This is a genomic window from Bartonella sp. AP4SXKL (assembly GCF_042195845.1).
Classification (GTDB): Bacteria; Pseudomonadota; Alphaproteobacteria; order Rhizobiales; family Rhizobiaceae; genus Bartonella.
On sequence record NZ_JBHIPA010000005.1, the window covers coordinates 22,488 to 48,818 of the forward strand.

Here is a 26,331-nt window from a genome sequence, read left to right on the forward strand (position 1 = left end):
AACACCAAACATATCTGGCTTTACTTTTACTTATTTTTACAAACGTTCGTTTGTGTTTTTTGCGTTATATTCGTAAAGATCAGATTAGCGGTAATCTAAAGATAACTCTTGGTTGAGAATATGAAAGGAAAGCGTGATACTATAATAGAGTCTTTTCTGTCTTTAATCTTTCAACCAGTAAAAGTGATTACAAATCCGTGATTTCTCCAAAAATGATTTTGTCATACCTATAAACAAAGTTAGATCAAAACGACTTTTTTCTCTTAAAACTGTAAACAAATATATTATATCCGTATAGCTTGAACGAAGTTAGATGTTTACCTGAATAACGACAGTATATATTTTAAGAATAGAGAAGATATTTCATATCGCTATGATGTTATTCAAGAGCTCTTAAAACAATGATTCCTGGTGTTTTTTCAACATAATTCATAAAAGGAGAATCAACGACTTTTTCGTTTTCTTTTCGTGAAGAAGCATTTCTTAACATTGGCCCTTTATCTGTCATGATAAAGAAGCCCACATGTGTTACATCCAATCCAGCAAGTTTCGTATAAATACCAATGAAATCACCAGACTGTAAACGACCTATAACCTCCTCATTAATAAAGTTACTTGGAATATACGTTATCGTGCGTTTCACAACTGGCAACCCAGGTAGATAGCTTTCACCATCAGCTTTTTTGTTGAGATATTTTTCTATTTTTACCGCATGGGGACTTATTTCAGCGGTAATATCAGTGGCGAGTTTATATTCTCTATAAGCCCAATCCGTAAAAAAATGTTTCCGATTTAAAAAATCAACATTACCGTTAATATAACGCGTTTTTATGACGTTATTTATGAATTCTGTTTGGGATGTTGATTTGCGCAATGCTTCAACATAATCCAGATAAGTGAAGCAATCTAAGCCTCTAAAGTCAATAATCAGTTTTTCTGGTGTATTTTCTGAGCCATGTAACATATTTGCTTGGTAAGGTGTCCCTAAAAAAGCTTCAGAAAGAAAGTCAATTAGTGCCCCTTTTTCCTGATAATTTGTTTCTGAACGTTTTTTGAGAAGAGTATTTAATTTATTTAGAGTATAGGGATCTAGGTTTACGTTGGTTGTTTGTTGTGTTTTTATTTTATTTTCTAAAATACTCTCTTGTGAATCAGAATCCTGAACATCACATCCTGTTACCAACATTAATATGAGAATTAATAGGGATATTTTTCGCATTTTATACACCATTTTTGAATTAAAAATTCATGACGAACTATTTCTAAAAGTGCTATTTTTTTAAATGCTTATCATGATCATCGTTAGATTTAATGGTAGCATACAATCATTAAGAGTATCAATGAATATAAAGATAAAATAAGGTTCCACAAATTGCAAGCGATATGAATATTTTCTAAGATTATAGAATTAAAGAACTTTCTCTATAATATACTTATTTTTTAATCAAAATTATTGTCAAATAAATACTTTTAAAAATATGATGAGCTTTTTACGTTGTTAAGCTATTCTGGTAATGCTGCTTTAACCTTATAGCATATTCTGAGGGTAAGAAAATTTTTTAAGAGCTTATCTTTTAAAAGGTTTCAATTACTATAGTATATCTAACGTATCTGATGGAATTGAGATTCCTGAAAACGGTGGGATGAGAGGGGGAAACGATGTCTGATAAAATTCATCATAATGTCTCTAAAACTATTGGAAATACTTTGTGTTTCATGAAATTTTGTTCATGAGTTTGTCGCACAAATATTTTGTTCGTATAATGCAAAAAAATTTTTATTCTTTGACAATGAGATAGCAATTAAATATATACCAATTAAAACGTAATTTTATAGTTTTATCTTGACTCTTACTTAAATTTTTACTTTGTTATTATTTTGTATGTGAAAAGTATACGGTATAGAATACTTTTAAAAGGAAACGGGAGTTAAAAGAGAGCGGGGGAGTCATTGTATGCGTAAAATAGTGTGTATGTTATGCCAGACCAAATGCTCAATCCGAAATTTGTTCAGCGTGGGCTCGTTTTAGTGTTCATCACTTTATTGTTAGATATTCTTTGTATTGCGATCATTTGTCCTGTTTTGCCTGAATATTTTTCTCAATTAACTGGAAAAGAGGTCAGTACATCTTTTGTAGAAAGAGGAAAATTACTTGCAGCTTATTCAGTGATGCAGTTTTTGTTTGCTCCTGTTATTGGCAATCTCTCTGATCGTTATGGTCGTCGTCCTATTTTGCTTCTCTCTATTATTTGCTTTGCTCTTGATAATCTCATATGTGCTATAGCATGGAGCTATTCTATGTTATTTATCGGGCGTCTTTTGTCAGGGATAAGTGGCGCTAGTTTTGCAACTTGTACAGCTTATCTTGCGGATATATCTGATGATAAAACCCGTACACGCAATTTTGGTTTGTTAGGCATTGCATCCGCATTGGGGTTTATTTTAGGATCGTTTATTGGTGGTTTTTTAGGTCAGTTTGGTCCGCGTATTCCGTTTTATTTTGCTGTTGGTTTTTCACTCATTAATTTTATTTTTTCTTGGGTTATGCTTCCAGAAACCCTTTCTTTATGGAATAGGCGCTTTTTTGATATTAAGCGGGCAAATCCCTTAGGTGCTTTTTGGCATCTGAAACAATACCCGATGGTTCTTTGGGTGTTATTGGTCTTTTTTCTTTATTGGTTTGCGGAATCTGTATGGTTAAGCATTTGGGCTTTCATTGCAAAAGAACGCTATGATTGGAGTTCTTTTTCTATTGGACTCTCCTATAGTGTTTTTGGGATAGGCCAATTTATTGTAGTCGCTCTCATTTTGCCTTATTTTTCTAAACGATGGAGTGATTGGCATATTGTTATAGTAGGGCTTTTGTTTGCTTCTGTTGCTATGCTGGGTTATACATTTGCGACGCAGGGGTGGATGGTTTATATGGTTTGTGTGTGTACTATGCTTGAGTATCTTGTTCATGCACCTATACGTGCTATTGCTTCAGCGCAGGTACCGACAAATGTACAAGGAGAACTGCAAGGAGCGATGACATCTGTTATTTCGTTGAGTTTAACATTTGGTTCTGTTTTTTATGTGTTTCTTTTTGAATGTTTTACAGATAAAAATGCACTGTTTTATTTTTCTGGTGCTCCTTTTGTTGGAGGCTTTTTTCTTCTTGTTGTTGCGACAGTTATTTTTGTCTTGCGGGTACGTTAATTTGTTGAGAGGGGCTGGTACGTACTATTTTGCTAAAGAATGCACAAGATAAACAAAATGTATCATTTTATAGGCAGAAAGTTTTTGTGATATTTGTTTCACAAAGTGTTGTATAAAATATCGATATATCCTTCTCATTTAGTAAAAATAATTTTTTTATTTTGTGATATTGTTTGTAGAGGGGGAGTCCGTATTTTTTCTATTGCTTGCAAATTAATATCCAGTGCTAATGCAGCAGCATATTGAAAACAAAGATTAAAACGTATCTGAGTTAGATGTATCAGTATTGTATGAACAATTCCAAATTTTATATGGCAAATTGGAAGTAAAATATTGCTTATATTTGTTGGCATCACTTCTGGAATCGAAAGAAAACCTCATTTTGGAAGAATATAAAGTTGTAAAATTGAAAAGATGTTTTCTGTTTTGCTATTACTTTTTTATTCGGCTTTACAGTTTTCAAAACCATCTACGGCAATATCTTTTAAAAAGTAGAGATTTGTTGCACTGTCTCACACTTTAATTTTTTTATTCTTTAGGAGGGATTATGTTTCTCATGCACAATAGAATGCTTAAAATTGTATTGTGAATCAAATGCTTATTTGAATATTAGGCACTTTACTCTTTTTAAAAATGGTTTTTATCGACCCACTTATCTTGCTTGGGGGGAGAAACCAATGATTTTGATGGATACGACCTTAAGAGGAGAGGAATGAGAAAAATTTAAGCTATTCAGAGCGCTCTTTTTAGTTTTAGAATGATCAATAAGAATATTTATTCAATAAGTTGTAGGTATAAAAATAATATAATTGTGCGTAGGAAGATGATATAATTTAAAGGAGAGAAGTTAAAAGGTGAGGCTTTTTATTTTAAGATATTTTTTTATAATTCATAATGAGATCACTAAAATGCTGAAAGAGGTAGTGGCTATCTTGTGGTCCAGGAGAAGCTTCGGGGTGATATTGAACAGAAAAAACAGGTTTTCCAATGATTCGAATACCACAGTTTGAACCATCAAAGAGAGAAATATGTGTTTCTTGAACATGTTGTGGTAAAGAGGAAGAATCTACGGCAAAACCGTGATTCATCGATACAATCTCAACTTTTCCAGTGTTAAGGTCTTTAACTGGGTGGTTGGCACCATGATGTCCTTGGTGCATTTTCACGGTCTTTGCACCAACCGTAAGAGCGAGAAGTTGATGACCAAGACATATTCCAAAAATTGGTAAATTATGATCAATTAATGTTTTGATTGTTGGAATGGCATATTGAGCCGTAGCTGCGGGGTCTCCTGGTCCATTAGAAAGAAAAACGCCATCAGGGTTTATTGCCAGAATTTCTTTTGCAGTTGTGTGAGCAGGCACAACAGTAATGCGTGCTTTTTGTGTTGCCATAAGGCGAAGAATATTACGTTTAATACCGTAGTCAATTGCAATGATATGAAGATTGTGCACATTGTTTGTACCGTATCCTTTATTCCAACTCCATGGTTTTTCATTCCATTGCATTGATGATTGAGATGTCACGTCTTTCGTAAGGTCAAGATTGACGAGACCTTGCCATTTTTGCGCACGTTTCTTTAAAGAAGGAATATCAAAGTTTCCATTAGCATCGTGTGCAATGACAGCATTTTGTGCACCTTTTTCACGAATAAGAATTGTGAGTGCACGTGTATCAATACCACAAAGTGCAATAATTTTACGCGTTTTAAGCCATTGATGAAGATTTTCATTGGATCGATAATTTGAGGGATGTGTAATGTCTGCTTTGAAAATAGCGCCAACAGCACCATGACAATTGAGAGGAGAGAGATCTTCAATATCTTCGCTATTTGCCCCTACATTTCCTATATGAGGAAAAGTAAAATTAACGATTTGTTGTGTGTATGACGGGTCTGTGAGGATTTCTTCATAGCCTGTGATGGCGGTGTTAAAACACACTTCAGCTTCAGCTATACCTGTAGCACCTGCTCCTTTGCCTTCAATAACGGTTCCATCTGCTAAGACTAAGAGGGCTGTCGGTTTTTTGATACTCCAAGGGTGGCTGGGTGAAGTCGCTTGTATCATAGTATGTATCCACAATTTATTCTCTGAAAGGTATAATGATCAACTTTACACAAAAATCATACCTTTAGCAGATGCTGTGTATATTATTCTGGTAACGTTTCGCTTGAAGTAGGCAGTATAAGTACATTCCATGAAGAGGTAAAGTCTTGTTTAGCTTTTCGAAGATCGAGTCCTTAATTATTTTTTATTCTCCATTGCAAGATGGATAAAGATTGGTTAAAAGGCATCTTCTTCTTGAACAAAAATTGGATAAATTTATGTTGCGTAACCAGATTGATGGGGCTCTTAGGGCTGCTTTGAAAGCGCAAGATAGTGCGCGTCTTGCTACACTTCGTTTAATGAATGCTGCAGTTAGGGATCGTGATATTCTTTATTATGATGAAGGGAAGCTAGAAGTGGATGATCAGCAGATACAGTCTGTTTTCACTAAAATGCTTCAACAGCGTGAAGAATTGATGCGAGCCTATAAAGAGTCTGGTTGCTTGGAATTGGCAGAGAGAGGACAAGCAGAAATAGAAGTTATTCGTGAATTTCTTCCCTATCAACTTAAGGAGATGGAAGTAGAACAGGTTCTTTGTGAAGCTTTGGCACAAACAAAGGCAGAAAAATTACGCGATATCGGTAAGGTGATGGCATGGCTTAAGGAACGGTATGCGGGGCAAATGAATTTTTCTAAAGTGTGCAATAGTCTTCGTCAAAAATTGCAATAGATCTTGTTAATTCAAGGGGATTGGAAAATATTTTTTATTGTGCGTCGCCTTTGTAAGTCAGTAGGATGTTGATAAATATCATTTATTTTTTATATACATACTATTATCAAAAAAATATTTTTTTGATATCAACGAAATTTTTTTGGCTCTTATAGAGCAATAAACATTCTTTTAAGTATTATATTTTTCTGTTCTTCAAAGCTGTTAGACCATTAAAAAACAAAAAGATTATAGAGTTTTTACTTTTTTAAAAAGATCTATTGTCAGCACTGTTAAAAATTTTAAAACAGAATGATTAAGCTAATTGATACAGATTTCCAATTTTGGGGAGTGTATTATTGTCTTTTTTGCTGTTTCAAAGCATTTGTTTGATAAAGAGTTACCGTATTTTAGAGTAGTGATTATTCAGCAAGAAATTTAAATATAGATGGTTTTATCAATATGGTGTGTATCTTTTTAATTCAAGTGCTGGTTTTAATGATAAGAAAATCAGAATTTTAGAACGTTTTTTCTAGGGAAGAGATTTTTTAAGCTGAGTTGATGAAATAAAAGGATATTTTGAAAAGAAATCTTTGTTTTTAATGTGTTCTTGAGATAATTTTGAAATTCTTTTCTCTGATTAAATCCCTTATAAGCTATATGAAATCTATAAGTTATGCAGAATAAAATGAGTAACCTCTATTTGTGGGGATACAGTGGTGAATCTGTTAAAAATAGTTCAGTTAGCAACAATGGCTTACCCGTTAACCGCAAACGGGAACGGCGTGCCCATAGCGCACCTTGTTGACCAATATGAATGTAATCGCGGGTTAATTTGTCATTGTTAAATAAATAATGTCCTAGAGGTACAGTTCCCAAATGCATCAAGGCTTGATTGTGTAGGAGGGTTTCTTGTGGAATTACAGTGCGTCCAAGGAGCCAAGGTTTATTATCTCCCATTAATATGACTTCGCGTAGCCAATAACGCGCATTTTCGGGGAGATGCTCTGCTTCTTCTGTTAATTTATCTCGCGTAATAAAACATTCGCGTTGTGGTTGAACTTGGAGGCAGGTACAATATTTCTTTAATCGAAGCGTCATTGAGCCCGATTCCATGAGCCAATCGCGAACATTTTCTGGTATTGGAGGATTTTGATCAGAGAACCACTTTAGAGGTGGTAAGATGGAATCTTCAAGATCAGACATCGTTTTACTCCACAGCTAAAGTCTTATTCCATATGTTATGTTGGGTTAAATAGATAGCTCTATTGTAATACAAGGAGTATAAAAGCAGCAAGATTTTAACAGGAAGATATCAAAGGGAAAATCGAAAGCAAAGGTCTTTAAAAGAAGATATGCAGGAAGTATATATTATAGGATTATTTTCATTTAAAAAAGCAAAATAAAGTATTATGTTTTGTTCAAGGCGCTTTCACAATGCATTACGGAAATTTCTTTATCGCATGAGAGCAATGGGAAAAATGTTTCGTGCTTTAAAATTCGTTTGTAACGCATATAAAGAAGAGCTAAAAATTCATCTATGCAAGATGATATAAAGAGGAAATTTTAAGAGGAACAAAACTTTATTTTATACTTTAGAAAGAGAAGAGATATTCAAATCTTTTGAATTGAGATGTAAAGGAGATCGTATTCTTTATAATCAAGAAGTTTATAGTAATGCATATATTTTTGCAAAATATATTATATTATTAAAATTTTGAAATATTACATCACATAATGTGTATTAATTTTATAATAAATTTGCATTAATATTATTAATTTTTACTTATATATTTTTATTATTAAAAATAAATTTAAAAAAACACATTATAATTTAATTTTCATATTTATTTTAGATACTATTTTATTTCATAGATTAGAAAAAATATTTATCATTTTATTCTTGCCGTCTCTCTTTATTTCTTAAGAATGTAAAAAAGCGCTTCGAGTTTTTCGGTAAAAAGGGTATTGTTGATAGAGTGTATAGGTGTTAAGCATTATACGGTAGAATTTTTAATCATCGTTAGTGATTTTTGTAACCTTATGAATTGTTATTACAGTGAGATATGCTGGATTTGCGCACGTGGTACATAAATCAGTTCGTATTTCGTTAAAATAACGCAACATATCTCTCCTGATATGCGTAAGTTTATATAGGTATGAAATGGTGCGTTATAAAGTTCTTTACTGCATTTCGTTTTATAATACGGTGATGGTGTATGCCTAAAATCGCAGCTTAAGCATCTCACCATCATATCAAAATTGGTAACACCAAGTTACAAGAAAATATTTCAAACTCTGCTAGTTGTTTCCTAGTTTTGTATTGAATTCCAAAAGGTGTAAAAAATAAATACTCTATGATCGAATTTTTTGTCCTATCCATATAAGAATACAGGCTCCTATAAAACCTGAAATAAGATAGCCAAGCCAACCAGCAAAACTTACACCTAAAAGACTAAAAAGAAAGCTTGCTAGCGCAGCGCCAATAATTCCTAAGATAATATTTAACAATATTCCTGTTTGGCTTTTCATAATATACTGTGCTGCCCAACCTGCAATCCCGCCGATAATAATAGCAGCAATCCAACCGATGTTTGCATTTTCCATGATACCCTCCTTTGCCTGAATTTAAATTGTAACTAGAGTAAACTTTGTAAAAATCAAGGTTTATTCCTTTTTTAACCAGTGGAAAGGATATTTCTTTTAGATATTTTACTTATTACTTTCCTTTATATAAAAATAATATTCACATTTATATCATAATAATACTTAATAAGTATAAATATACAACATATTTTAATTTATAAATAAATTAATTAATTGATAAATATGAATAAAAGAAGAAAATATTAGTAGAAATGTTCTAAGAACTCATAAAGTGTATTTATAAGCTTTTTAAATCTCTCTCTTACATTAAAAAACAATTGTGATTAAAGCAATAAGTAAAATGGATATTTAAAAGTTTGGAGCTTGCCAATTGATATCAATGATGTTTGAAATGAAAACTGTTTCGTTGATACGTTATAGCATGGCTGTATAGGTTGAACCTCTACCAATCTTGATATAAATGTTGCATTTTTGTGGGGTTTTGTATTTCTTATAGAGTATTTCTGTTTCGCTGCTACTGTGAAGCGGTTCCCTTTTTACAAGGCGGGTTTAGGTTGGAACTATCATACTCTTGACCTACTCTTTATGTGTTTAACAGTCTTGGCTTTGAGATGGTTAGGCATTTTTACGTCTTTCTTCAAGAGTTCTATTCTACATGCTGCTTTGTTTGTAATGTGCAAGCAGATGACTTTGAGCAATTCATCATGTATAGATTTTAAATGAAAGAAACTTACGATGCAGAAAGCTCATTTAAATTGTCGAATAATAAGATATTTTGATTAAATCAATATCTTGACCATATTCAAAATTGAATAATCGATGTGATGTGTGTTTTATTCAAGTTATTTGAAAGGTTTAAGTTTTTTCTGTTTGTTCTTCAGCAGGGTTGCGTAGACGAGAACTTTGAAGAAGTCCCTGTTCTTCTAAAATGGGGTAGATCATTGAGGTCAAAAGAGAGTTGATTTGTTTGAGGTCGCGCACAGTGTCGAGATGAAGACTGGATGATTCTACATTTTTGAGATCCCCTTCACGCAGACGTTTAAAATGTTTTAAACTCATCTCTTTTTCTAAGTTTCGTAGTTGATCTTTTTTTTGTACCAATAGGTGTGCAGTGTGTGTATCACGTGAGACGAGAACGTTAAATGCTATATGCGCGTTGGCTAGTACAATGGCGTGGAAACGAAGGAGGTCACTCCAGCCCTCGCTGCTGAACTGTAAACCTTTTTGTTGTTTCTTTTTAACCAGCATCAACATATTATGAATAATGATATCGCCTGCTTGGTCTAATTTTATACAGGCACCTAGAAGTTCTTGCGTTTGAAGAGCTTCTTCGTCAGATAATTTTTGTCCCGCTAATCGTGCAAGATAAAGTTTGATGGCGATATGTTTTTTGTCCAATATGGTGTTGAGTTGGTTGAGTTCACGAATAATATTGGGATCAGGCTTTTCATAAAGTCCCATAATTTTTTCTAGCATGATGTCTACAAGATCACAAATATGAATGACTTCACGCATGACATTCGAGAGGGCGAGAGTTGGGCGATCAAGAACACTGTCATCAAGAGCTGTTTGATCGGATAAATTGAGCGTTTTGTCGGCTTGCATTTTTTTTGCACTTATATTCACGATCTGAGTGGTTAATTTTAAAACCCATTTTGAAAGCGGTATTCCAGCAAGGAGAATGAAAACATTAAAAATGATATGGGCGTTGATTACTTGAGTAGGGGCGTTATTGCCAAGCCATGTGATGGGAGGGTGAAAGGAGAGAAATAAGATAAGTATAAGGATTGACCCTGCCCCACGCATGAGTAAATTTCCTAAGGGAACGAGGCGGGTATTAGGAGAGGCGTTGCGCGTTAAAAGTGGTGCTATAAGAGAAGAGCCAAAGTTGACACCAAGAACCATGACAACACAGAGTTGCGTATGGATAAGATCGTAGTTGGCAAAATTGACCAGCAAAATGATTCCTGCAATGGATGAATGTAAGAGGTAGGTTAAGCCAGCAGCCAACAAAAAAGTGGAAATAGGATCGGTTGAAAGATAACGAATGATGCTAGGCAAAATTTCGCTTTCACGTAAAGGTTCTGTCGCGGTACTTATCATCTCTAAAGATAAAATCAAAAGACCAATACCGATGACAATACGTCCTATTTGACGCCATTCACGTTTTTCTGTTGTCATGAAGATACAAGTGCCAATTAAAAGACACAAGGGTACAACAAGAGTGAGGTCATAGGTGAGAATTTTTACAACGATTGCTGATCCTAATTCTCCTCCACGTACAGCCATAAGTCCTGCTACTCCAGAGACAAAACCAGATTCAACGAAAGAGCCAACGAGGAGTGTTATTGCTGTAGAGCTTTGTAAAATCATTGCTGTAAAAAGCCCAAAACTTACGGCAAACAATGGTTTTGAAACGACGTGGCACATTTTATATTTAAGTCTGTCACCATAGGCGCGTTCAACTCCTGTGCGCACCATGCGTGTGGCCCAGAGAAGTAAAGAAATAGCGCCGGCAAGATGAAGGAGTACCAATGAACCATTCATGATACTTTATTCTTTCTTTGTTGTTGTGAATGTGGTTGCCTCAAATTAATAAATTGAAGTTTATTGTTTTTATTTCACTTTTGCTTTTAATACTTGATTAAAATCATAACCGCTTGGATTTTGAAAAACCTTTAGACCGAAACAGGGCAGAATGGAATAAAGGTGATCAAAGATATCGCCTTGAATTTGTTCATAGTCGATCCAAACGGTGGTGTTCGTAAAGCAATAGATTTCTAAGGGTAAACCATTTTCTGTAGGAGGTAATTGCCGTGCCATGAGGGTCATATTAGGGTTGATGTTTAGATGCTGTTGTAGATAAGCAAAAACATAAGCACGAAAAGTTCCAATGTTGGTTAAACGGCGCGTATTGGCTAAGACATCATGATTTTTATCTAATTGAGCGTTCCATTGTTCGATTTCTTCTACTTTTTGCGTGAAATAACTTTCTAATAAATTAAATCGGGAAAGATATTTTTGTTCTTCTTTTGTGAGAAAATGGATACTTGATTGATCAATAAAAAGGGAGCGTTTGATGCGTCTGCCACCCGATTCTTGCATTCCACGCCAATTTTTAAAAGGGTCGGTCACAAGTTTACGGATAGGAACTGAGGTGATGGTGTTGTCGAAATTTTGAACTTTAACAGTATGCAAGGCAATTTCAATAACATCACCATCGGCACCGAGATTGGGGATTTCAATCCAATCCCCAACACGAACCATATCAGTGGATGAAATTTGAATACCGGCAACGAGAGAAAGAAGCGTATCTTGAAAAATTAACATGAGAACCGCGGCCATTGCACCAAGACCGGAGAAGAGAATAAGAGGGGAACGGTCAATCAATGTAGCGACCATTAAAATTGTTGCAACAGCAAAAAGTGCAATTTTAGCAATTTGAATATAACCTTTTATTGGTTTTAGTCGTGCTGTTGGTCGTTGTTCGTAAAGGATGTTAATGACATTGAGACAGGAAGAAATTGTCAGGACGACAAAGAAGATAATGAAGGCGTTGGCAACATTACTGATGACAGTGCTAAATGCATCGGGCAATGTTGAGATAAAATTAACACCAATTGAAAGAATAAAAGCTGAAATGATATCCGCTATGTATTGAATAGCATTATTAATATCGATCGTTGTATTTTTGGGGAGAAAAGAAGAGAGTTTTTTTGCTCCGTGAATAAGTAATTTTCGTCCTAGAAAGTTCACTAAAAGGGCAGCTATAGTAAGAATAACAAGCCAAGAAATAGCCTCTAACCACGGATATTGAGCAATAAATTCGATCACTTTTTATTCTCCATTTCTAAAAATATATGCAGTTGAGGGTTTAAAATTTTACAACTGCTTAAGAGGAAGTATTGGAATTATGCTCTAAAGTCGTTAAATATGCAAAAAAGAATTTTCAAACTCTGTGAGAGATAATGCGTTTTCCGCCCGATTTCCTTAATGAATTGCGTACGAGACTCCCAATTTCAACAGTGATTGGGCAACGGGTGGATTTTGATCCTCGAAAAAGTAAGCCTTCACGGGGAGACTTTTGGTGTTGTTGTCCATTTCATGGTGAAAAAACGCCAAGTTTTCATTGTGATGATCATAAAGGGCGCTATTATTGTTTTGGTTGTGGTGTAAGTGGAGATATTTTTACCTTTTTGTGTGAGCTTGATGGATTGCACTTTTCAGAAAGTGTAGAGCGTTTGGCTGATTTTGCGGGAATAAAACTCCCTATTTTGGATTCACAAAGTCATAAACGTCAACTGGAAAAAGCTGACCTTTATGATGTGATGAAAATTGCTACAGATTTTTTTCAATATAATTTACGCGATAAAGAAGGTACGCAAGCACGTCGTTATCTGGATGCACGTGGTGTTACACCAGAGCTTGTAGAGCGTTTCCGCATTGGTTTTGCACCGGTAAGGCGTACAGCTTTGAAAGAAGCTTTGAGTGCACGGGGCATTTCAATAAAGCAAATGGAAGAATGTGGGCTTCTCTCAGTGCATGAGGAGAGCGCAGATTCTTATGACCGATTTAGAAATCGCATTATGTTTCCTATCGAAGATTTGCGCGGACGTGTGGTGGCTTTCGGAGGGCGTGCATTAGAGAAAGAGACACGAGCAAAATATCTCAATAGCCCTGAAACAGTGCTGTTTCATAAAGGAAATATACTTTATAACGCGGCAGCAGCTCGCAAAAATAGTCGCTTTGTTGGCGATGAAAAAATTCATTCACTTCTTGTTGTTGAGGGGTATATGGATGTCATTGCATTGACTAAAGCTGGTTTTGAAGGAGTTGTAGCGCCCTTAGGGACAGCATTAACGGAAGCGCAAATTGAGCTTTTATGGCAGATGGGGAAGGAGCCTATTTTGTGTTTTGATGGTGATGATGCTGGTTTAAAAGCTGCTTTTCGTGTTGCTGATCGTGTGTTGCCTCTTTTAAAGGCTGGGGTTTGTGTACGCTTTGTTTTGTTGCCACAAGGGAAAGATCCTGATGAAATTGTTTGTGCTGGTGGAGCACAGCTTTTTTCTTCTTTTTTGCAAAAAGCTATTCCTTTGAGTGAGCTTTTATGGTGGCGTGCTACCTATGGAAAGCATTTTGAAATTCCAGAGGCACGAGCAGCGCTAGAAAAACAACTAAAACAACAAATTTTTACGATTAAGGATGAAGATGTCCGTCGTTATTATTTGCAAGATGTAAAAAAACGCCTTTTTGATTTTTTTCGTCCCTCTTTTTCGAAAAAAAGGGGGGAAGGGCGATATGGTCAATCTTCACCAAATAGGACCTTTAAAGATCAAACCTTTTCTCTGTTAGCAAATTCTGAAATAGTACGAAATTCTTCGCAATCTATCCCTTTGCGTGAAGCAGTGATTTTACTTACTTTAGCTTACTATCCTGAGTTGTGGTATGAAAATTTTGAAATTCTTTCTGAGTTAGAATTAAAAAATACTCAATTGATAATTTTTCATCAAGCTATGTTGGAAATTCTTGGGGACCAACAGCTTCATGATAAAGAGACGATGGTTGCGTTCTTAGAAAAAAGAGGGCAAAAGGCTCTGTTAGAGCGTATGAAACATCTTGTGCAAAATATTGGTATGCGTATTATTCCTGGTAGAGCTCCTATAGAAGATGCGCGTGCTATATTAAAACAAGCTGTCTACTTGCATCTTCAAGAACACCACCTACATAAGAGGTTACAGGATATTGAAGAGCAACTTGTAGAAAATCCTAAGAGTGAGGTTTTTGATCTGCTTCGTGAGGTAAAAAATGAGCTGGAGCAGATGCAGGCAACAGAAGCGTTAATTGAAGGATTTGGAAGTTGGTTGGATGAAAAAATAGACGGGAATACACAAGATACGATAAAATGATTCGCTTTTTTAATGCGAATCAGTCACTTAAATTTTAGATGAGGAAGTTTATGTGGAGTGACATTTTTATAAAGATGACAATTAAATTTTAGGAAAAGCGGGTAAATTTTAGGAAAAGCGGGAAATTGGTTCTTACGATAGGGTGCAGAGATTATCTCAGAAGGGCTGAGAGGTGTCGGGGAAACTTCTGGAGTTTTCCCGCGTTTTTGTCTGGATGTCAAGTTTGTCTGGATGTCAGGGCGTATACAAAATGTATTCTTTCCAATGGTAATCTCTTAACAGGAAGTATATATGAGTAACTATTGGTAGATTTTAGTGAGAACAAAAAAACTGGTCACATGGAAACTATGGTTACATGGAAACTGTGAAGTGATCGAGTGGAGTTATGGTATGGCAACAAAGGTTAAACAGAAAGATAATGCAGAAGTAACAAACCAAGCGAGTTTGGATAGTCCTCTTCTTGATTTTTCTGATGATGCCATCAAGAAAATGATTAAACTTGCCAAAAAAAATGGTTACGTAACAATGGATGAACTCAATGCTGTTCTTCCTTCTGACGAGGTTACATCCGAACAAATTGAAGATATCTTGGCGATGTTCTCTGAGATGGGGGTTAATGTTGTGGATGATGAGGATGAAGTTGAGTCTGAAAATTATGAAGAAGAAGTTACGGTAGAGGGGGGTGATTTAGTAGAAGCCTCTAGCCACGCAATTGCAACGACAACGAATAAACGCGAAGTAACAGATCGTACGGATGATCCGGTGCGTATGTATTTGCGTGAGATGGGAGCTGTTGAGCTTCTTTCGCGGGAAGGCGAAATTGCCATTGCTAAGCGTATTGAAGCAGGGCGTGAGACAATGATTGCGGGACTTTGTGAGAGTCCTTTGACTTTTCAGGCTCTTATTATCTGGCGTGACGAGTTAAAAGAGCAGCGTATTCTTCTTCGTGAAATTATTGATCTTGAAACGACTTATGCTGGTCCAGAAGCAAAGCAGGCTCCTGTTATTGAGCGAAGTGAAGTTGATAAGACCGTAGAAGAAAAAATGTCTTCTGGTATACGTAATATGGGGGAGAGCGCAGGAGAGAGAAACATTGAAGACGATGATGAAGAGGATGAGGACGATGTTAACTTATCGCTTGCTGCAATGGAAAATGAACTTTGTCCTCAAGTTATGGAAACATTGGATTTTATTGCTCAAACCTATGTGAAATTACGAAAATTACAAGATCAGCATGTTGAAAGCAGTTTGGCAGAGCGTAAAGAGGGGGCTCTTACATCTTCTCAGAAGAAGAAATATATTCAATTAAAGGGTGAGTTGATTCAAGCAGTAAAATCCCTTTCTTTAAACCAAAATCGTATCGAAGCTTTGGTTGAACAGCTTTATGACATTAATAAGAGATTGATTCATAATGAAGGTAAGCTGAAACGGATTGCCAATAGCTATGGCATTGGCCATGAGGACTTTTTAAAAGAATACCAAGGGCGTGAATTGGACGCGGATTGGATGAATTATATTTCTGCTTTGCCTACACCTGGTTGGAAAGAGTTTTCGGTGCGTGAAGCAAAAGAAATCCAAAAACTGCGAAGTGAAATACAAAATCTTGCGCAAGAAACGGCTATTTCGATTGGTGAATTTCGTCGGATTGTTATGCAGGTGCAGAAAGGTGAACGCGAATCAACAATTGCGAAAAAAGAGATGGTAGAATCTAATTTGCGTCTTGTCATTTCAATTGCAAAAAAATACACCAATCGCGGTTTGCAGTTTCTTGATCTTATTCAAGAGGGCAATATCGGTTTGATGAAGGCTGTGGATAAGTTTGAATATCGGCGCGGCTACAAATTTTCAACTTATGCAACATGGTGGATTCGTCAAGCTATTACACGTTCAATTGCTGATCAGGCACGTACAATTCGTATTCCTGTTCATATGATTGAAACAATTAATAAAATCGTTCGTACCTCGCGTCAGATTCTCCATGAAATTGGACGAGAACCAACACCAGAAGAATTATCTAGCAAGCTTTCTATGCCGTTAGAAAAAGTACGAAAAGTTCTTAAAATTGCAAAAGAACCTATTTCTCTCGAAACGCCTGTTGGTGATGAAGATGATTCCCATTTGGGTGATTTTATTGAGGATAGGAATGCGTTATTACCAATTGATGCAGCTATCCAAGCTAATCTGCGAGATACGACAACACGCGTTCTTGCTTCATTAACACCACGAGAAGAACGTGTTTTGCGGATGCGTTTTGGAATAGGGATGAATACCGATCACACATTGGAAGAAGTGGGACAGCAGTTCTCAGTTACAAGAGAGCGTATTCGTCAGATTGAAGCAAAGGCACTTCGTAAATTAAAACATCCTAGCCGTTCACGAAAATTGCGCAGTTTTCTCGATTCTTAAATAAAAGAATTCGTGTGCATTTTAATAACTCCCTCTTTCTTCCTAATGAAGGGGGGAGGTGCTTCATGTTGTACTTGGATACTTTTTTGAGAAAAACATAGGAAGAATTTGAACAATCTAGAAAGTTTTCGATGTTTAATGTTTTTCTTAGCTTTGGGGCTTTATACTTCTCTGTCTCAAAAGAATAGATATAGGGCAAAGGGTGGTTATGGAGTAGAGAGTAGGGGGCTTTCAAGAAATGAACGATAAAAACATTACCTTGCGTATAGCGCGGCTCGTTTTTAAGAAATGAGATCTGTTAGGAGTAAACTTATATTGCAACATACGGACTTTTTGATGAAAAATGTATGTTCTTTGCGGAATTTTTCTATCATTTTAGGTGACGCATTTTATTCTTCGTTAAGTTTACAAAGAGATGTTTCAATAGGTTATGTTCATTTATATGCGCTATTTTTGAATATTCTCTTTTTATTCAGATAGCTTTTAAGAACATGGTTTAAAGTATACATTGAGTTGAATCTTTTTAAGAGACAGAAATAGATAAAATTATAGAAATTAAACGTTTCATTTTTTATAGATCGTCTTAATTAAAAAAGGTGTGTCTGAGTTTATGAGTGGAGAACTTCCCTTTTGGAAAGTAAAAAAATTAGAAGAGATTTCCATTTCTGAGTGGGAGAGCCTTTGTGATGGCTGTGGCTGTTGTTGTCTCCATAAAGTTGAGGACGATGATACGGGTGACCTTTATGCAACCAGTATTGCTTGTCGTCTTTTAGATGGGGAAACCTGCAGGTGTCGAGATTATGCTCATCGTAAATCAATTGTACCAGATTGTATATCGCTAGACATTACGACAGTTAAAACAGCGCGTTGGCTCCCAGAAAGTTGTGCTTATAGATTAATTTATGAGGGAAAAGATCTTCATTGGTGGCATCCATTGGTATCGGGGGATTGTCAGACGGTACATACAGCGCATATTTCTGCACGCGGACAAATAGAGATTTACGAAGACGAATTATTATCTGAGGAAGATTATCTTTATCACATTACTGGTCTTCTACGTGAAGGCCAGTAATATGATTTTTTATACAACTTGTTTGTGACTTAATCGATCGCAAAGACTACAGTGACGCTCACGTTATAATTTAATTCACCACCTGCAAAATTTGTATTTGCATAGCTTACATCTGCTGCTCTACTCATGAGACGTGGTGTTGGGTGATAGTAATCATCCTTTTCATTGATTTCAATAATTTTTCCTAATTTTAAATCGGCTGCTTGCGCTATCGTTTGCGCTTTTTCAATGGCTTCAGTAATGGCTTTTTTACGTGCTTCTTGATAAAATGGTTTTGTATCTGCGTTGGTAAAAGTAATGCCGTTAACTGAATTAACACCTAGTGTCATCGCTTGATCAAAGATTTTACCAGCATTGGTAAGATCACGAATGCGCACGGTTAAAGAATTTGAAACATGATAGAGTTTTTCATTATTCTTTTTTTCGTGGTGTTTATCAGAGATCGACTGATAAATGGATAAGCCTGATGTTTGCAAATCATTTGCTTGGATGCCATTGTTTTTAAAAGCGTTTATAATATCATTGATGGATTGATTATTGGAAGCTAATGCCTTTTGGGCAGTTTTGTCATAGGTAACAACGGCTAGATTAATAATGGCCATATCCGGTGCTGCTTGACTTTCTCCGATTGCTGTCACTGTAATCGTTGCATTTTTCATTTTATTTTCTTCAGCATAAGCACGTACAGTCAACGATGTGGCTAAGAGTGTAAATGCTAATATAACTGTTTTAACCAGAGAACTCTTCAGTGGTTGAATTTTCTTTTCTATCATATCTATACCTTTATATTTGTCAGTTAATTATTCTCTCATTTTTAAGAGTTTTTGTAAAGAAATTAGAGCACTGAAAAAAAAACCAATAGAAAAGAGAAAAAGATGGGTTATAATCTTTGTCAGCTCTTGTATCATAGGGCATTTTAGTTTAGAGAGAAACAACCTATTTAGGGCCTGTAGCTCAATTGGTTAGAGCCAGCGGCTCATAACCGCTTGGTTGGGGGTTCGAGTCCCTCCGGGCCCACCAATAGGGAAATGTACAATAGAAAAATGGATCGCTTATATAAAAGTTTTGAGATTCTACCTTTTTCGTTTTTTATTTATTTTCCTGTTTGTTTTAGAAGCTTTTGGTCGTTGTTTGTTGCAGTTTTTTCTCTCAGTTGCTTTAATATGATGGTATGTTTTCTTAGTCTCATCAAAGAAGTTCTCTCATTTGCAACCTTTTAGCATTTGGATTAACTGATATGGGTCGCTATTTACTTTCTTAATTCATATACTGTTTTGTACTTTTTCTATATAGTGTTCTTCATAAAATAGAAGGCTAAAAGCTTCATTGGATAAGTTTATTTATACTTGTTCTGCAAATAAACAGACCTCAATAAAACCAATTTTAAAGATTGTACTTGTTCAGAACAAATGGCTCAAAAAACATTTAGTGTAAATTTGCTTTTTTCTAAGTGATGTTAATGTCTTTTAGACGTTCGAATAGCATCATTGTGATGAAAGGTTAGTGTATAAGAGAATGTGATCTATGGGCATTCATATGTATCATGGGGCAACGATGATAACATTTGTTGTTATTTTCTTTTTCCCAAGAAAGGAATTCTATTTAATATCTTGAGAAATATTGTTCATAGTGACGGTGGCGTGTTTTTTGAAAAGAATTTTATTAATTGTTCTTTGAAAAGTCAATTGAGTGATTGTTTCTATCGCTTTGCATCATCCAGATTCTATTGTAATAAGCATTTTATTACTCTGTAAGAAATGTTTTCTATGATATTGGAAAATTTGTTAAAATGCCATTTTCTGTTTTTGTGTATTTTTTGCTTAATGTTTAAATTATAGAGTTTTCATGTGATCCGAATTATTATTGAAGAGCAGATGTCTTTTTTGATTTTACTCTGATAAGGAATTGGCAATATTGCGGTAACCCTAGCACTTTTTTGTATTGCTAACATTTTTCTCGTATTGATCGTATAGAGAGTTTTATCTTTATTATGAGTTTTTTCTCTTATGAAAAATTATTGGCAGGGAGGGTGTTTTTTTGGAAAAGTATACTTCTTCTTCAAAGCCATACTTTTAAAATATAATTCTTCATTTGCATAAGGGAATTTCTCTCTTGTTGTAAATCTGTATAAAATTTACGTACAAAGATTGTGCGTGGTGATTCGTTTTATTTTTTTGATAGTATCATTTTTGCTTATGATAGAGACTTATATTAGTATTTACAAGGTGCGTTTAGAGGGGAGGTTACCTGTAAATGTGTTACAGAGTTTTAGGTAGTGTGGCTCTGTTTATAAGAATTTATTCCTATAACATTGTTATATTCTCGCTTTGCAATATTGTTAAAAAAACATAGATGGTGCTATGTAGAATAAATTGTGATGTATTTTTTTCAAAAAAGCTTTTTCGTGTTCTCTTATATAGAGTTCAGGAGTGTCTTCAGGGATATTTTCACATTAGTTTTTATTGGTCCGAATCGCAAGATCTGCGTAACATTATTCGCGTTTTTGATAGATTATACCAATTTTCATAAGAAGGTCTGGATCGTGTGATGCTTTCTGTTTCACCATGGTACATGACTAATAGAACTTCATCTGATTTTGTAAAATAAGTTTGTACACAATTGCTTCCATACTGCCTATTGCAAATATTTTTTTCTAAGGTATGAGATATATTTTAAACGCTTTAGCGTTATATAGTGTGACTACATGGAGTATGACTATGAAGAATGATAAAAAATTTGAAACAACTTTATCTGATATTATTGTGAAATGGGAGTCTTTATCGACGTCTCAAAAGCAAGCGATATTGGATAAAGTAGAAAATGCTACAGATTCTGCTCATTCAACAGAACATTTAAGGCTTCAATCTTCTTTTTATCTCCAGACGAAATCAAAGTTATGAGTTTTAAGTCTTCATCGGAGATGTTGAAACCAGTTATTACATATATGGCACTAGCATTTCCCAGTGTATTCAAAATAGCCATGAGTTTATCTACAGAAGGCCTCTTGCCTCCATTTATCATTTGTTGGACGTAATTTTGTCCACAGCCTGCAGCTCTGCTTATTTCAATCATTGTTCGTCCGTCACTTTTTATCAATTCAACTAAGCGTTGGAACCAATCTTTTTCAGTCTTTGTCATTTTTAGACCTTTACATATTTACGCTATAGCGTTAATATTGCGTTGCGAATCCAGAATATATGATACAAGGAGCGTGAAAATATCCATGTGTAGCTCTTCGCTAAGGAAGCATATAGAGTTGTTTTTAACTAATAACAAAATGTCCCCATACACTTTCAGATTCGAATCAATAAAAATGGTTGCTTAGTTCCACGGTTGTGAAAAAGTAAATGTGTATACCAGAAAGGGCGATACACACTCGTATGTTTATGAGATTTCACTATGATAGTATACGTAGCAGCATTATAAATCAAGATATACCCCAACATCAGAATTTGTAAAAAAAATTCTGATGTTGGGGTAGTGTGTGAATATAACGAAGCTTTAGAGCCTTAAGAGATAGGATAATGGCTGTAGAAAAAATGTAAATTGCATAGACAAAGAATACTGATTTCTTCTTTATTGTAATAAATTAGATCACTATCAGATGGTATATCGTATATATGCGTAAAAAAATGGGAAATATCAAAAAAGTGATCTTGGATATTTTATTAAACAGGAAGGTAATCTGATCCACAAAGGTGGTTGTTTGGTAGAATTGTACATTCGATCAATGCCCTTATGGGGATGAATGTGTTTTTATGATGCTGCGGTTTATAATGAAGTCTGTGTTTATAATGATATTGTTATTGATAACAATGCATTAACATATGGTTGTTTAGTCGTTCGTAAGAGTTCGCATGTTTATGAAAAATAAGAACTTTATCGTTATTTGAATATGAGTGGAGATGCATATGTTTATGCTAATGCGGTCTTTTTTGATCAAGTTTTGAATGCTCAATGTATTGAATTTTGTGGTGATACTCGTGATTTTAGAAAGGCTCGAGTTTATAATGATGCTTTAGTTTGTGGTGATGTAAAGATTTGTGGGAAGGCAAAATTTTACAGAAATGCTGTGCTTTGTGACACTGAAGATTTTTGTAATAATGAAAAACTTTCATATATAGCCGCATTCCACATGGCGTAAAAAAGGAAGATAGGAACGATTTGGGCAAGGCTTGTATGATTGGATTGCGTCGTTAGTTTTATTTGACGTTCCTTATTTTTTGTATTTTGTGTCAATAAATGTGTCGCAAATAATTGGTGTGAGTGTAGATTTAGCCGCTTTCAGAGATTTGTTTGCGTCATTTATCAATGCTTTAATGGAGAAAATAAGAACGCCGAGAGTGATTGTTCACACTTGGAACATGCAATTTATTGCATTCTTTTTTTGATTGAGGATGAAACAAATTGGTCAAGATCATCACTTGAGCGACAATTAAGGGAGATCCAAATGAGTGTAAACGAAATTTTATTGGGAGCAATGATTGTTGTTTTGTTGTGCAGCGGGGTTATATTTCGATTTTCTTTATATTATCGCAGTCAAGTGAAAATTTTAAAAGAGGAATCTAGAAGAATAAAGCATGAGTTTTTAAGAGATTCTATGAAGATGACTGAAGAACGAGATAGGGCTATTAGAGAGCAAAGTATGGTGATTAAAAGACGCGACCAAGCAATTGAAAAACTGAAAAAACAAATTAAGCAATATGAAAAAAATGAAAAGAAATATAAAAAAATGCTTAAATCTGAAGATGATAAAGAGTGATTGTATTCATATTTTGCATTAAAGGGTTTGGAAATGTGTTAGGAAGATTGGAATGACGAGAGAGATAAACTTTAATGAAGCCAATTATGGTGCTGATGGAGAGATTGTATTGGAAGAGAATATTCAAGTTTACTCTGATTTTATGACAACATTTAAGGTTATAAGACAGAGCGTCGTTGATCATAAAATAAGAGTTTATGATGATAAACCAGTTTATAGGTAGGCTAGTTATTAAAAAGCGCGTCTATACAATCCAGCAATTTTATATTATTGCTGGAAACAGTTTTGCACGTTCTTTTTAGATGTAAGGTATAAATGCTACGATAGTTTCAGCTAATAGGTATAAAAAATTGCATGATAATAGAAAGAAAGAGATATTTGCTTTTTATGAAGATGAAATGGGTAAGTCAGTTATGATTATCAGATACAGAAGAGGAATATGAACGTAAAAGATATTAATATCTTTTAGAGTAAATATATTTCTCATTGATGATTTATCTTCTCTTCATGTGCGTTTATTTTTTATGAAAAATACAACACTTAAGAGATTTTCTTTTTGATAAAGGCTATAGAGATTTGAGTATGATTGAAAATAAACATATAATCTGTAAGAATATGAATGTTCTTTGTGAGTGTCAGAAATAATACAAAAACTTCCTCTCATTGAGGGCAAATCAATCACTTTTCATTTATCACAAAAGTAACTACCATACCATTATACAAAATAAACGCTTGTTTTAATGTTAAAGAACGTTAGGACTGTAGTTCTCTAATAAGAGCCTTATGTGTAATTTCTTTTATTTGCTCAATATTGATTAGGATATCTTGTTTTGTTGGATAACCTTTACTAGAAAAAGCAATTTTTTGTGCATCTCCTGAGATTAAACGCCAGTACCATTGATTGTGAACTCCTTGAAACACCTCAAAATACATGCTTCCCACCTCATAAAATAGCTGATAATTTTCAGGATAAATATTTAACTAATCCGCTTGTAAACATTAATGTATGTCTCTCTAGGAAGTCGTCAATATATTCCCCTTAAATTTTCTGACCTTAAAAAATAATTTCTATGAGAGCTATTATTCTTTTAACAAGAAAAAATTTATTGTCAATAAGATATGAATGAGAATTTTATACTATAAAATTATTTTTTTTAATTTAAAGACACTATACTTTCATTTACAACGCAAATATTTTTCTGTCGTTACAGAAATAAAGTTTATAAATTATATAAAACTTCACCAGCACGGATAAAGTAAAAAAATACTTCTTTCCATACTGGTGTTTAATCATTTCTTGCTTTTTCTTTTGAAATAGACGTTTATTGATTAGCTATAACCTCTTTTTGGGATACGCTTCGAATGAGTAAATCAATGAATAAGCTAAGGGTATAAGAATTGGCCATTTTAGCTTTCATATCGATAAGAGAGGTTGTAGTTTTAGAGTTAAAACCATTTGATAAACCTTGTCTTGACAAATATTGCTGCAATTTTTCATAAGAACTGTCGATTTTTTCTTGATTTAGTTTTTCGTTACGATCACTATCGGCAAGTGTTTCTTCCAGTCCCTCGATTTTTTTAATAAAATAATTCCAGTCAAAATCACCTTTTGTATATTCGGTGTCAAACATTTTTCCTTGTCCAGTTAAAAGCCAATTAATATTGACACCATATAACGTGCGGTATGTTTGTAAGACACTAAGATTGGGTTCTCTCTCTCCACGCTCATAAAAAGCAATGGAATTTTTTGTCATGCTAAAACTTTTAGCTAAGGTTTCACGCGATGGATCGCCTAAAGCAAGACGTACATAACGTAAACGTTTTCCAAATATGGTTTTTGATTCAGTTTCAGGACGTGCCACGAATTATCTCCCTCGGTAAATCATCATGGTATAAATCATTAAATAATAAAAGCACACTATGTATTAATATTCTATGATATAATGTCAATATTATAGCTTTAATTTCTTGTTATTTTTTTATTTGTGTAGATAGAAAGCAATCTTGCACTTATTGTATTGACAATTGATATTCACTTCAAAACAAAATTCCTTGTTGCTACATTTGTCTCTTGCTTTTTTTGAGAGAATTTTCATGTAACTTTACCATATATATTCTATACACCTCTGCATTAATAGATGCAACTTTAAAGAGATGCAAACTTTGGATTGGTACTGGGTGTGCTTAGATGAAGTAGAAAATAAACTTTGAGGAATGATCATGTCCCTATTACGCTATTTTGGGTTTGCTTTTTTTTTCACGATTATTGGTGTCTTTTTAGGAGGGGTTATTGGTTGGTTTGAAACGGAAAGTATTACTGGTTTTCTTAAATATTTTTTTATTTGCTTTGTTTTAGGAATTTTGGAAATTTCTTTATCTTTTGATAATTCTATTATCAATGCGCGTGTTCTTAGTAGAATGAGTCCATTGTGGCGTCGTCGTTTTCTTATATGGGGTATTTTGATAGCTGTATTTGGGATGAGAATTGTTTTTCCATTATTGGTGGTTGTCGTTGCTGTTGGGATTAATCCAATTGCGGCAGTCAAATTAGCGATATGGGAACCACATCGATATGCTGAAGTTTTAACCGATGCGCATATGGGGATTGCTGCTTTTGGAGGAACTTTCCTTATGATGGTTGGCTTAAAATATTTTTTTGATTCTGAAAAAGAAGTGCATTGGCTTAATGTTATAGAGAGATCTGCTCAAAAGTTTGGGGCGCTTGTTGGAATTGATATTGCAATTGTTTTGATTTTGATCTTATTTGTTTCAGCTCAGATTGACGCAGAAAATAAAATAACTTTTTTATTAGCAGCACTTTATGGACTTTTGACCTTTATCGGTGTTGAAGTTGTCGGTCATCTCTTGGATACTCCTCAAAAGACTTTAACAACAGTAGCTCACGGGGGAGTAGGGGCGTTTCTTTATTTAGAAGTTCTTGATGCTAGTTTTTCTTTCGATGGCGTGGTTGGTGCTTTTGCCTTTTCACACAACCTTTTTATTATTGCGATAGGTCTTGGTATCGGAGCATTTTACGTTCGTTCTATGACAATTATGTTGGTTGAATCAGGAACATTATTGCATTATCGTTATTTAGAGCATGGTGCTTTTTATGCAATTCTAGTTCTTGCAGTGATTATGTATCTGCAAACGATTATATCGGTTCCTGAAGTTTTAACAGGACTTGTGGGAGTCTGTATTATTGGAATGGCATTATATTCTTCGATTCGTTTTAAGCATCGTCAATTAGATAAACATGTTGTATCTAAGTAATGGAGATTTCTTCCTTTGTTCACACTTTTGTTTATCGCATATCTTTGAATAGAAAGAGGTCTTTTATGCAAAATAAAATACTATTTTATTGCTTATTTGCGTTTTTTTAAAGTTGAGTTCATTGTATGATACTACCCATGAAGCCAATAATGTACAATCTCTAGGATACTTTTTGACCTAAATATAAGACAGAAAGCTGATGTTATACTTTTTACCAGCTTTCAATATTATGACAAGCCCTTGCATTTAATGGGTCATAAGAAGCATTCTTACTGTTTTTTTGAATGATTTATTCATACATTGATTCTCTTTGTAACGTGTAAAAGAATGTTTTTGAAACAGGTTTGAAATG

Annotated in this window: 21 protein-coding genes and 1 tRNA gene; 12 read left to right on the forward strand and 10 right to left on the reverse strand. The window is 34.5% G+C overall.

Annotated features, from left to right (window positions below; genetic code table 11):
- Nucleotides 1–379 precede the first annotated feature (379 nt).
- The gene (locus ACFIMI_RS03770; RefSeq protein ID WP_375638346.1) at nt 380–1,219 is read right to left on the reverse strand and encodes a DUF1460 domain-containing protein; all 840 of its coding nucleotides are present in this window, start codon (nt 1,217–1,219) and stop codon (nt 380–382) included.
- A 758-nt stretch (nt 1,220–1,977) separates the two neighbouring features.
- Here ACFIMI_RS03770 and ACFIMI_RS03775 point away from each other — a divergent pair.
- Complete coding sequence (locus tag ACFIMI_RS03775; protein ID WP_375628786.1) at nt 1,978–3,198, forward strand: MFS transporter; 1,221 nt, start codon at nt 1,978–1,980, stop codon at nt 3,196–3,198.
- Between the two features lie 869 nt (nt 3,199–4,067).
- On the opposite strand, the gene carA is transcribed toward ACFIMI_RS03775, so the two are convergent.
- Nucleotides 4,068–5,264 carry a glutamine-hydrolyzing carbamoyl-phosphate synthase small subunit gene (carA, locus tag ACFIMI_RS03780; protein WP_375628787.1) on the reverse strand — a complete coding sequence of 399 codons (1,197 nt, stop codon included), beginning with the start codon at nt 5,262–5,264 and terminating at the stop codon, nt 4,068–4,070.
- Between the two features lie 212 nt (nt 5,265–5,476).
- Between carA and ACFIMI_RS03785 the strand changes: the two genes are divergently transcribed.
- Nucleotides 5,477–5,974 (forward strand): GatB/YqeY domain-containing protein, encoded by a 498-nt coding sequence (locus ACFIMI_RS03785; RefSeq protein WP_375611965.1) that lies wholly within the window; start codon nt 5,477–5,479, stop codon nt 5,972–5,974.
- Nucleotides 5,975–6,652: 678 nt separating this feature from the next.
- On the opposite strand, the gene ubiC is transcribed toward ACFIMI_RS03785, so the two are convergent.
- The 4 genes from ubiC to ACFIMI_RS03805 form a co-directional block, all read right to left on the reverse strand.
- Entirely contained in the window at nt 6,653–7,159 is a 507-nt protein-coding gene (gene ubiC / locus ACFIMI_RS03790) for a chorismate lyase (RefSeq protein WP_375611966.1), read from the reverse strand.
- Nucleotides 7,160–8,308: 1,149 nt separating this feature from the next.
- A complete protein-coding gene (locus ACFIMI_RS03795) occupies nt 8,309–8,560 on the reverse strand; it encodes a GlsB/YeaQ/YmgE family stress response membrane protein (protein WP_375611967.1) in 252 nt (83 codons plus the stop codon).
- An 855-nt stretch (nt 8,561–9,415) separates the two neighbouring features.
- A complete protein-coding gene (locus ACFIMI_RS03800) occupies nt 9,416–11,107 on the reverse strand; it encodes a Na/Pi cotransporter family protein (protein WP_375613347.1) in 1,692 nt (563 codons plus the stop codon).
- A 69-nt stretch (nt 11,108–11,176) separates the two neighbouring features.
- Nucleotides 11,177–12,394 carry a mechanosensitive ion channel family protein gene (locus ACFIMI_RS03805; RefSeq protein WP_375638344.1) on the reverse strand — a complete coding sequence of 406 codons (1,218 nt, stop codon included), beginning with the start codon at nt 12,392–12,394 and terminating at the stop codon, nt 11,177–11,179.
- 134 nt (nt 12,395–12,528) lie between these two features.
- On the opposite strand from ACFIMI_RS03805, the gene dnaG reads away from it, so the two are divergent.
- The 3 genes from dnaG to ACFIMI_RS03820 all read left to right on the forward strand — a co-directional run bounded on the left by dnaG (nt 12,529) and on the right by ACFIMI_RS03820 (nt 17,944).
- On the forward strand, nt 12,529–14,466 hold the full coding sequence (gene dnaG / locus ACFIMI_RS03810; protein WP_375692261.1) for a DNA primase: 1,938 nt from the start codon (nt 12,529–12,531) through the stop codon (nt 14,464–14,466).
- 390 nt (nt 14,467–14,856) lie between these two features.
- Nucleotides 14,857–16,872, forward strand: coding sequence for an RNA polymerase sigma factor RpoD (rpoD, locus tag ACFIMI_RS03815; RefSeq protein ID WP_375613401.1), 2,016 nt, complete (start codon nt 14,857–14,859; stop codon nt 16,870–16,872).
- 610 nt (nt 16,873–17,482) lie between these two features.
- A complete protein-coding gene (locus ACFIMI_RS03820; protein ID WP_375628795.1) occupies nt 17,483–17,944 on the forward strand; it encodes a YcgN family cysteine cluster protein in 462 nt (153 codons plus the stop codon).
- Nucleotides 17,945–17,973: 29 nt separating this feature from the next.
- On the opposite strand, the gene ACFIMI_RS03825 is transcribed toward ACFIMI_RS03820, so the two are convergent.
- Nucleotides 17,974–18,717 (reverse strand): SIMPL domain-containing protein, encoded by a 744-nt coding sequence (locus tag ACFIMI_RS03825; RefSeq protein ID WP_375638343.1) that lies wholly within the window; start codon nt 18,715–18,717, stop codon nt 17,974–17,976.
- Nucleotides 18,718–18,887: 170 nt separating this feature from the next.
- Between ACFIMI_RS03825 and ACFIMI_RS03830 the strand changes: the two genes are divergently transcribed.
- Both ACFIMI_RS03830 and ACFIMI_RS03835 read left to right on the forward strand, forming a co-directional pair.
- Nucleotides 18,888–18,964, forward strand: a tRNA-Ile gene (locus ACFIMI_RS03830).
- A gap of 1,697 nt (nt 18,965–20,661) precedes the next feature.
- On the forward strand, nt 20,662–20,844 hold the full coding sequence (locus ACFIMI_RS03835) for a hypothetical protein (RefSeq protein ID WP_375611974.1): 183 nt from the start codon (nt 20,662–20,664) through the stop codon (nt 20,842–20,844).
- Here ACFIMI_RS03835 and ACFIMI_RS03840 read toward each other — a convergent pair.
- Nucleotides 20,768–21,082, reverse strand: a complete 315-nt coding sequence (locus ACFIMI_RS03840) for a helix-turn-helix domain-containing protein (RefSeq protein ID WP_007347852.1) — start codon at nt 21,080–21,082, stop codon at nt 20,768–20,770. The two genes, ACFIMI_RS03835 and ACFIMI_RS03840, sit on opposite strands and share 77 nt — an antisense overlap.
- Nucleotides 21,083–21,692: 610 nt before the next feature.
- Between ACFIMI_RS03840 and ACFIMI_RS03845 the strand changes: the two genes are divergently transcribed.
- From ACFIMI_RS03845 to ACFIMI_RS03860, 4 genes are all read left to right on the forward strand, one after another.
- On the forward strand, nt 21,693–21,818 hold the full coding sequence (locus ACFIMI_RS03845) for a hypothetical protein (protein ID WP_375613352.1): 126 nt from the start codon (nt 21,693–21,695) through the stop codon (nt 21,816–21,818).
- A gap of 21 nt (nt 21,819–21,839) precedes the next feature.
- A complete protein-coding gene (locus tag ACFIMI_RS03850) occupies nt 21,840–22,088 on the forward strand; it encodes a hypothetical protein (protein WP_375613353.1) in 249 nt (82 codons plus the stop codon).
- 306 nt (nt 22,089–22,394) lie between these two features.
- Nucleotides 22,395–22,706 carry a hypothetical protein gene (locus ACFIMI_RS03855; protein ID WP_375613354.1) on the forward strand — a complete coding sequence of 104 codons (312 nt, stop codon included), beginning with the start codon at nt 22,395–22,397 and terminating at the stop codon, nt 22,704–22,706.
- Between the two features lie 52 nt (nt 22,707–22,758).
- The gene (locus ACFIMI_RS03860) at nt 22,759–22,929 is read left to right on the forward strand and encodes a hypothetical protein (RefSeq protein ID WP_375613355.1); all 171 of its coding nucleotides are present in this window, start codon (nt 22,759–22,761) and stop codon (nt 22,927–22,929) included.
- 530 nt (nt 22,930–23,459) lie between these two features.
- On the opposite strand, the gene ACFIMI_RS03865 is transcribed toward ACFIMI_RS03860, so the two are convergent.
- Together ACFIMI_RS03865 and ACFIMI_RS03870 are read right to left on the reverse strand one after the other, a co-directional pair.
- Complete coding sequence (locus ACFIMI_RS03865) at nt 23,460–23,639, reverse strand: DUF1508 domain-containing protein (RefSeq protein ID WP_142416545.1); 180 nt, start codon at nt 23,637–23,639, stop codon at nt 23,460–23,462.
- Between the two features lie 389 nt (nt 23,640–24,028).
- Entirely contained in the window at nt 24,029–24,568 is a 540-nt protein-coding gene (locus tag ACFIMI_RS03870) for a helix-turn-helix domain-containing protein (RefSeq protein ID WP_375628802.1), read from the reverse strand.
- Between the two features lie 358 nt (nt 24,569–24,926).
- Between ACFIMI_RS03870 and ACFIMI_RS03875 the strand changes: the two genes are divergently transcribed.
- Entirely contained in the window at nt 24,927–25,979 is a 1,053-nt protein-coding gene (locus ACFIMI_RS03875) for a DUF475 domain-containing protein (RefSeq protein ID WP_375628804.1), read from the forward strand.
- The last annotated feature ends 352 nt before the right edge of the window (nt 25,980–26,331 follow it).

Bases quoted from the DNA above. Each gene is read 5' to 3' on its own strand.
- ACFIMI_RS03795 (WP_375611967.1), bottom strand. From the start codon at position 8,560: ATGGAAAATGCAAACATCGGTTGGATTGCTGCTATTATTATCGGCGGG.
- ACFIMI_RS03820 (WP_375628795.1), top strand. From the start codon at position 17,483: ATGAGTGGAGAACTTCCCTTTTGGAAAGTAAAAAAATTAGAAGAGATT.
- ubiC (WP_375611966.1), bottom strand. From the start codon at position 7,159: ATGTCTGATCTTGAAGATTCCATCTTACCACCTCTAAAGTGGTTCTCT.
- ACFIMI_RS03860 (WP_375613355.1), top strand. From the start codon at position 22,759: ATGACGAGAGAGATAAACTTTAATGAAGCCAATTATGGTGCTGATGGA.
- ACFIMI_RS03845 (WP_375613352.1), top strand. From the start codon at position 21,693: ATGTGTTTTTATGATGCTGCGGTTTATAATGAAGTCTGTGTTTATAAT.
- ACFIMI_RS03775 (WP_375628786.1), top strand. From the start codon at position 1,978: ATGCCAGACCAAATGCTCAATCCGAAATTTGTTCAGCGTGGGCTCGTT.
- ACFIMI_RS03875 (WP_375628804.1), top strand. From the start codon at position 24,927: ATGTCCCTATTACGCTATTTTGGGTTTGCTTTTTTTTTCACGATTATT.
- dnaG (WP_375692261.1), top strand. From the start codon at position 12,529: ATGCGTTTTCCGCCCGATTTCCTTAATGAATTGCGTACGAGACTCCCA.
- ACFIMI_RS03835 (WP_375611974.1), top strand. From the start codon at position 20,662: ATGAAGAATGATAAAAAATTTGAAACAACTTTATCTGATATTATTGTG.
- ACFIMI_RS03770 (WP_375638346.1), bottom strand. From the start codon at position 1,219: ATGCGAAAAATATCCCTATTAATTCTCATATTAATGTTGGTAACAGGA.
- ACFIMI_RS03825 (WP_375638343.1), bottom strand. From the start codon at position 18,717: ATGATAGAAAAGAAAATTCAACCACTGAAGAGTTCTCTGGTTAAAACA.
- ACFIMI_RS03850 (WP_375613353.1), top strand. From the start codon at position 21,840: ATGAGTGGAGATGCATATGTTTATGCTAATGCGGTCTTTTTTGATCAA.
- ACFIMI_RS03865 (WP_142416545.1), bottom strand. From the start codon at position 23,639: ATGTATTTTGAGGTGTTTCAAGGAGTTCACAATCAATGGTACTGGCGT.
- carA (WP_375628787.1), bottom strand. From the start codon at position 5,264: ATGATACAAGCGACTTCACCCAGCCACCCTTGGAGTATCAAAAAACCG.
- ACFIMI_RS03840 (WP_007347852.1), bottom strand. From the start codon at position 21,082: ATGACAAAGACTGAAAAAGATTGGTTCCAACGCTTAGTTGAATTGATA.
- ACFIMI_RS03800 (WP_375613347.1), bottom strand. From the start codon at position 11,107: ATGAATGGTTCATTGGTACTCCTTCATCTTGCCGGCGCTATTTCTTTA.
- rpoD (WP_375613401.1), top strand. From the start codon at position 14,857: ATGGCAACAAAGGTTAAACAGAAAGATAATGCAGAAGTAACAAACCAA.
- ACFIMI_RS03855 (WP_375613354.1), top strand. From the start codon at position 22,395: ATGAGTGTAAACGAAATTTTATTGGGAGCAATGATTGTTGTTTTGTTG.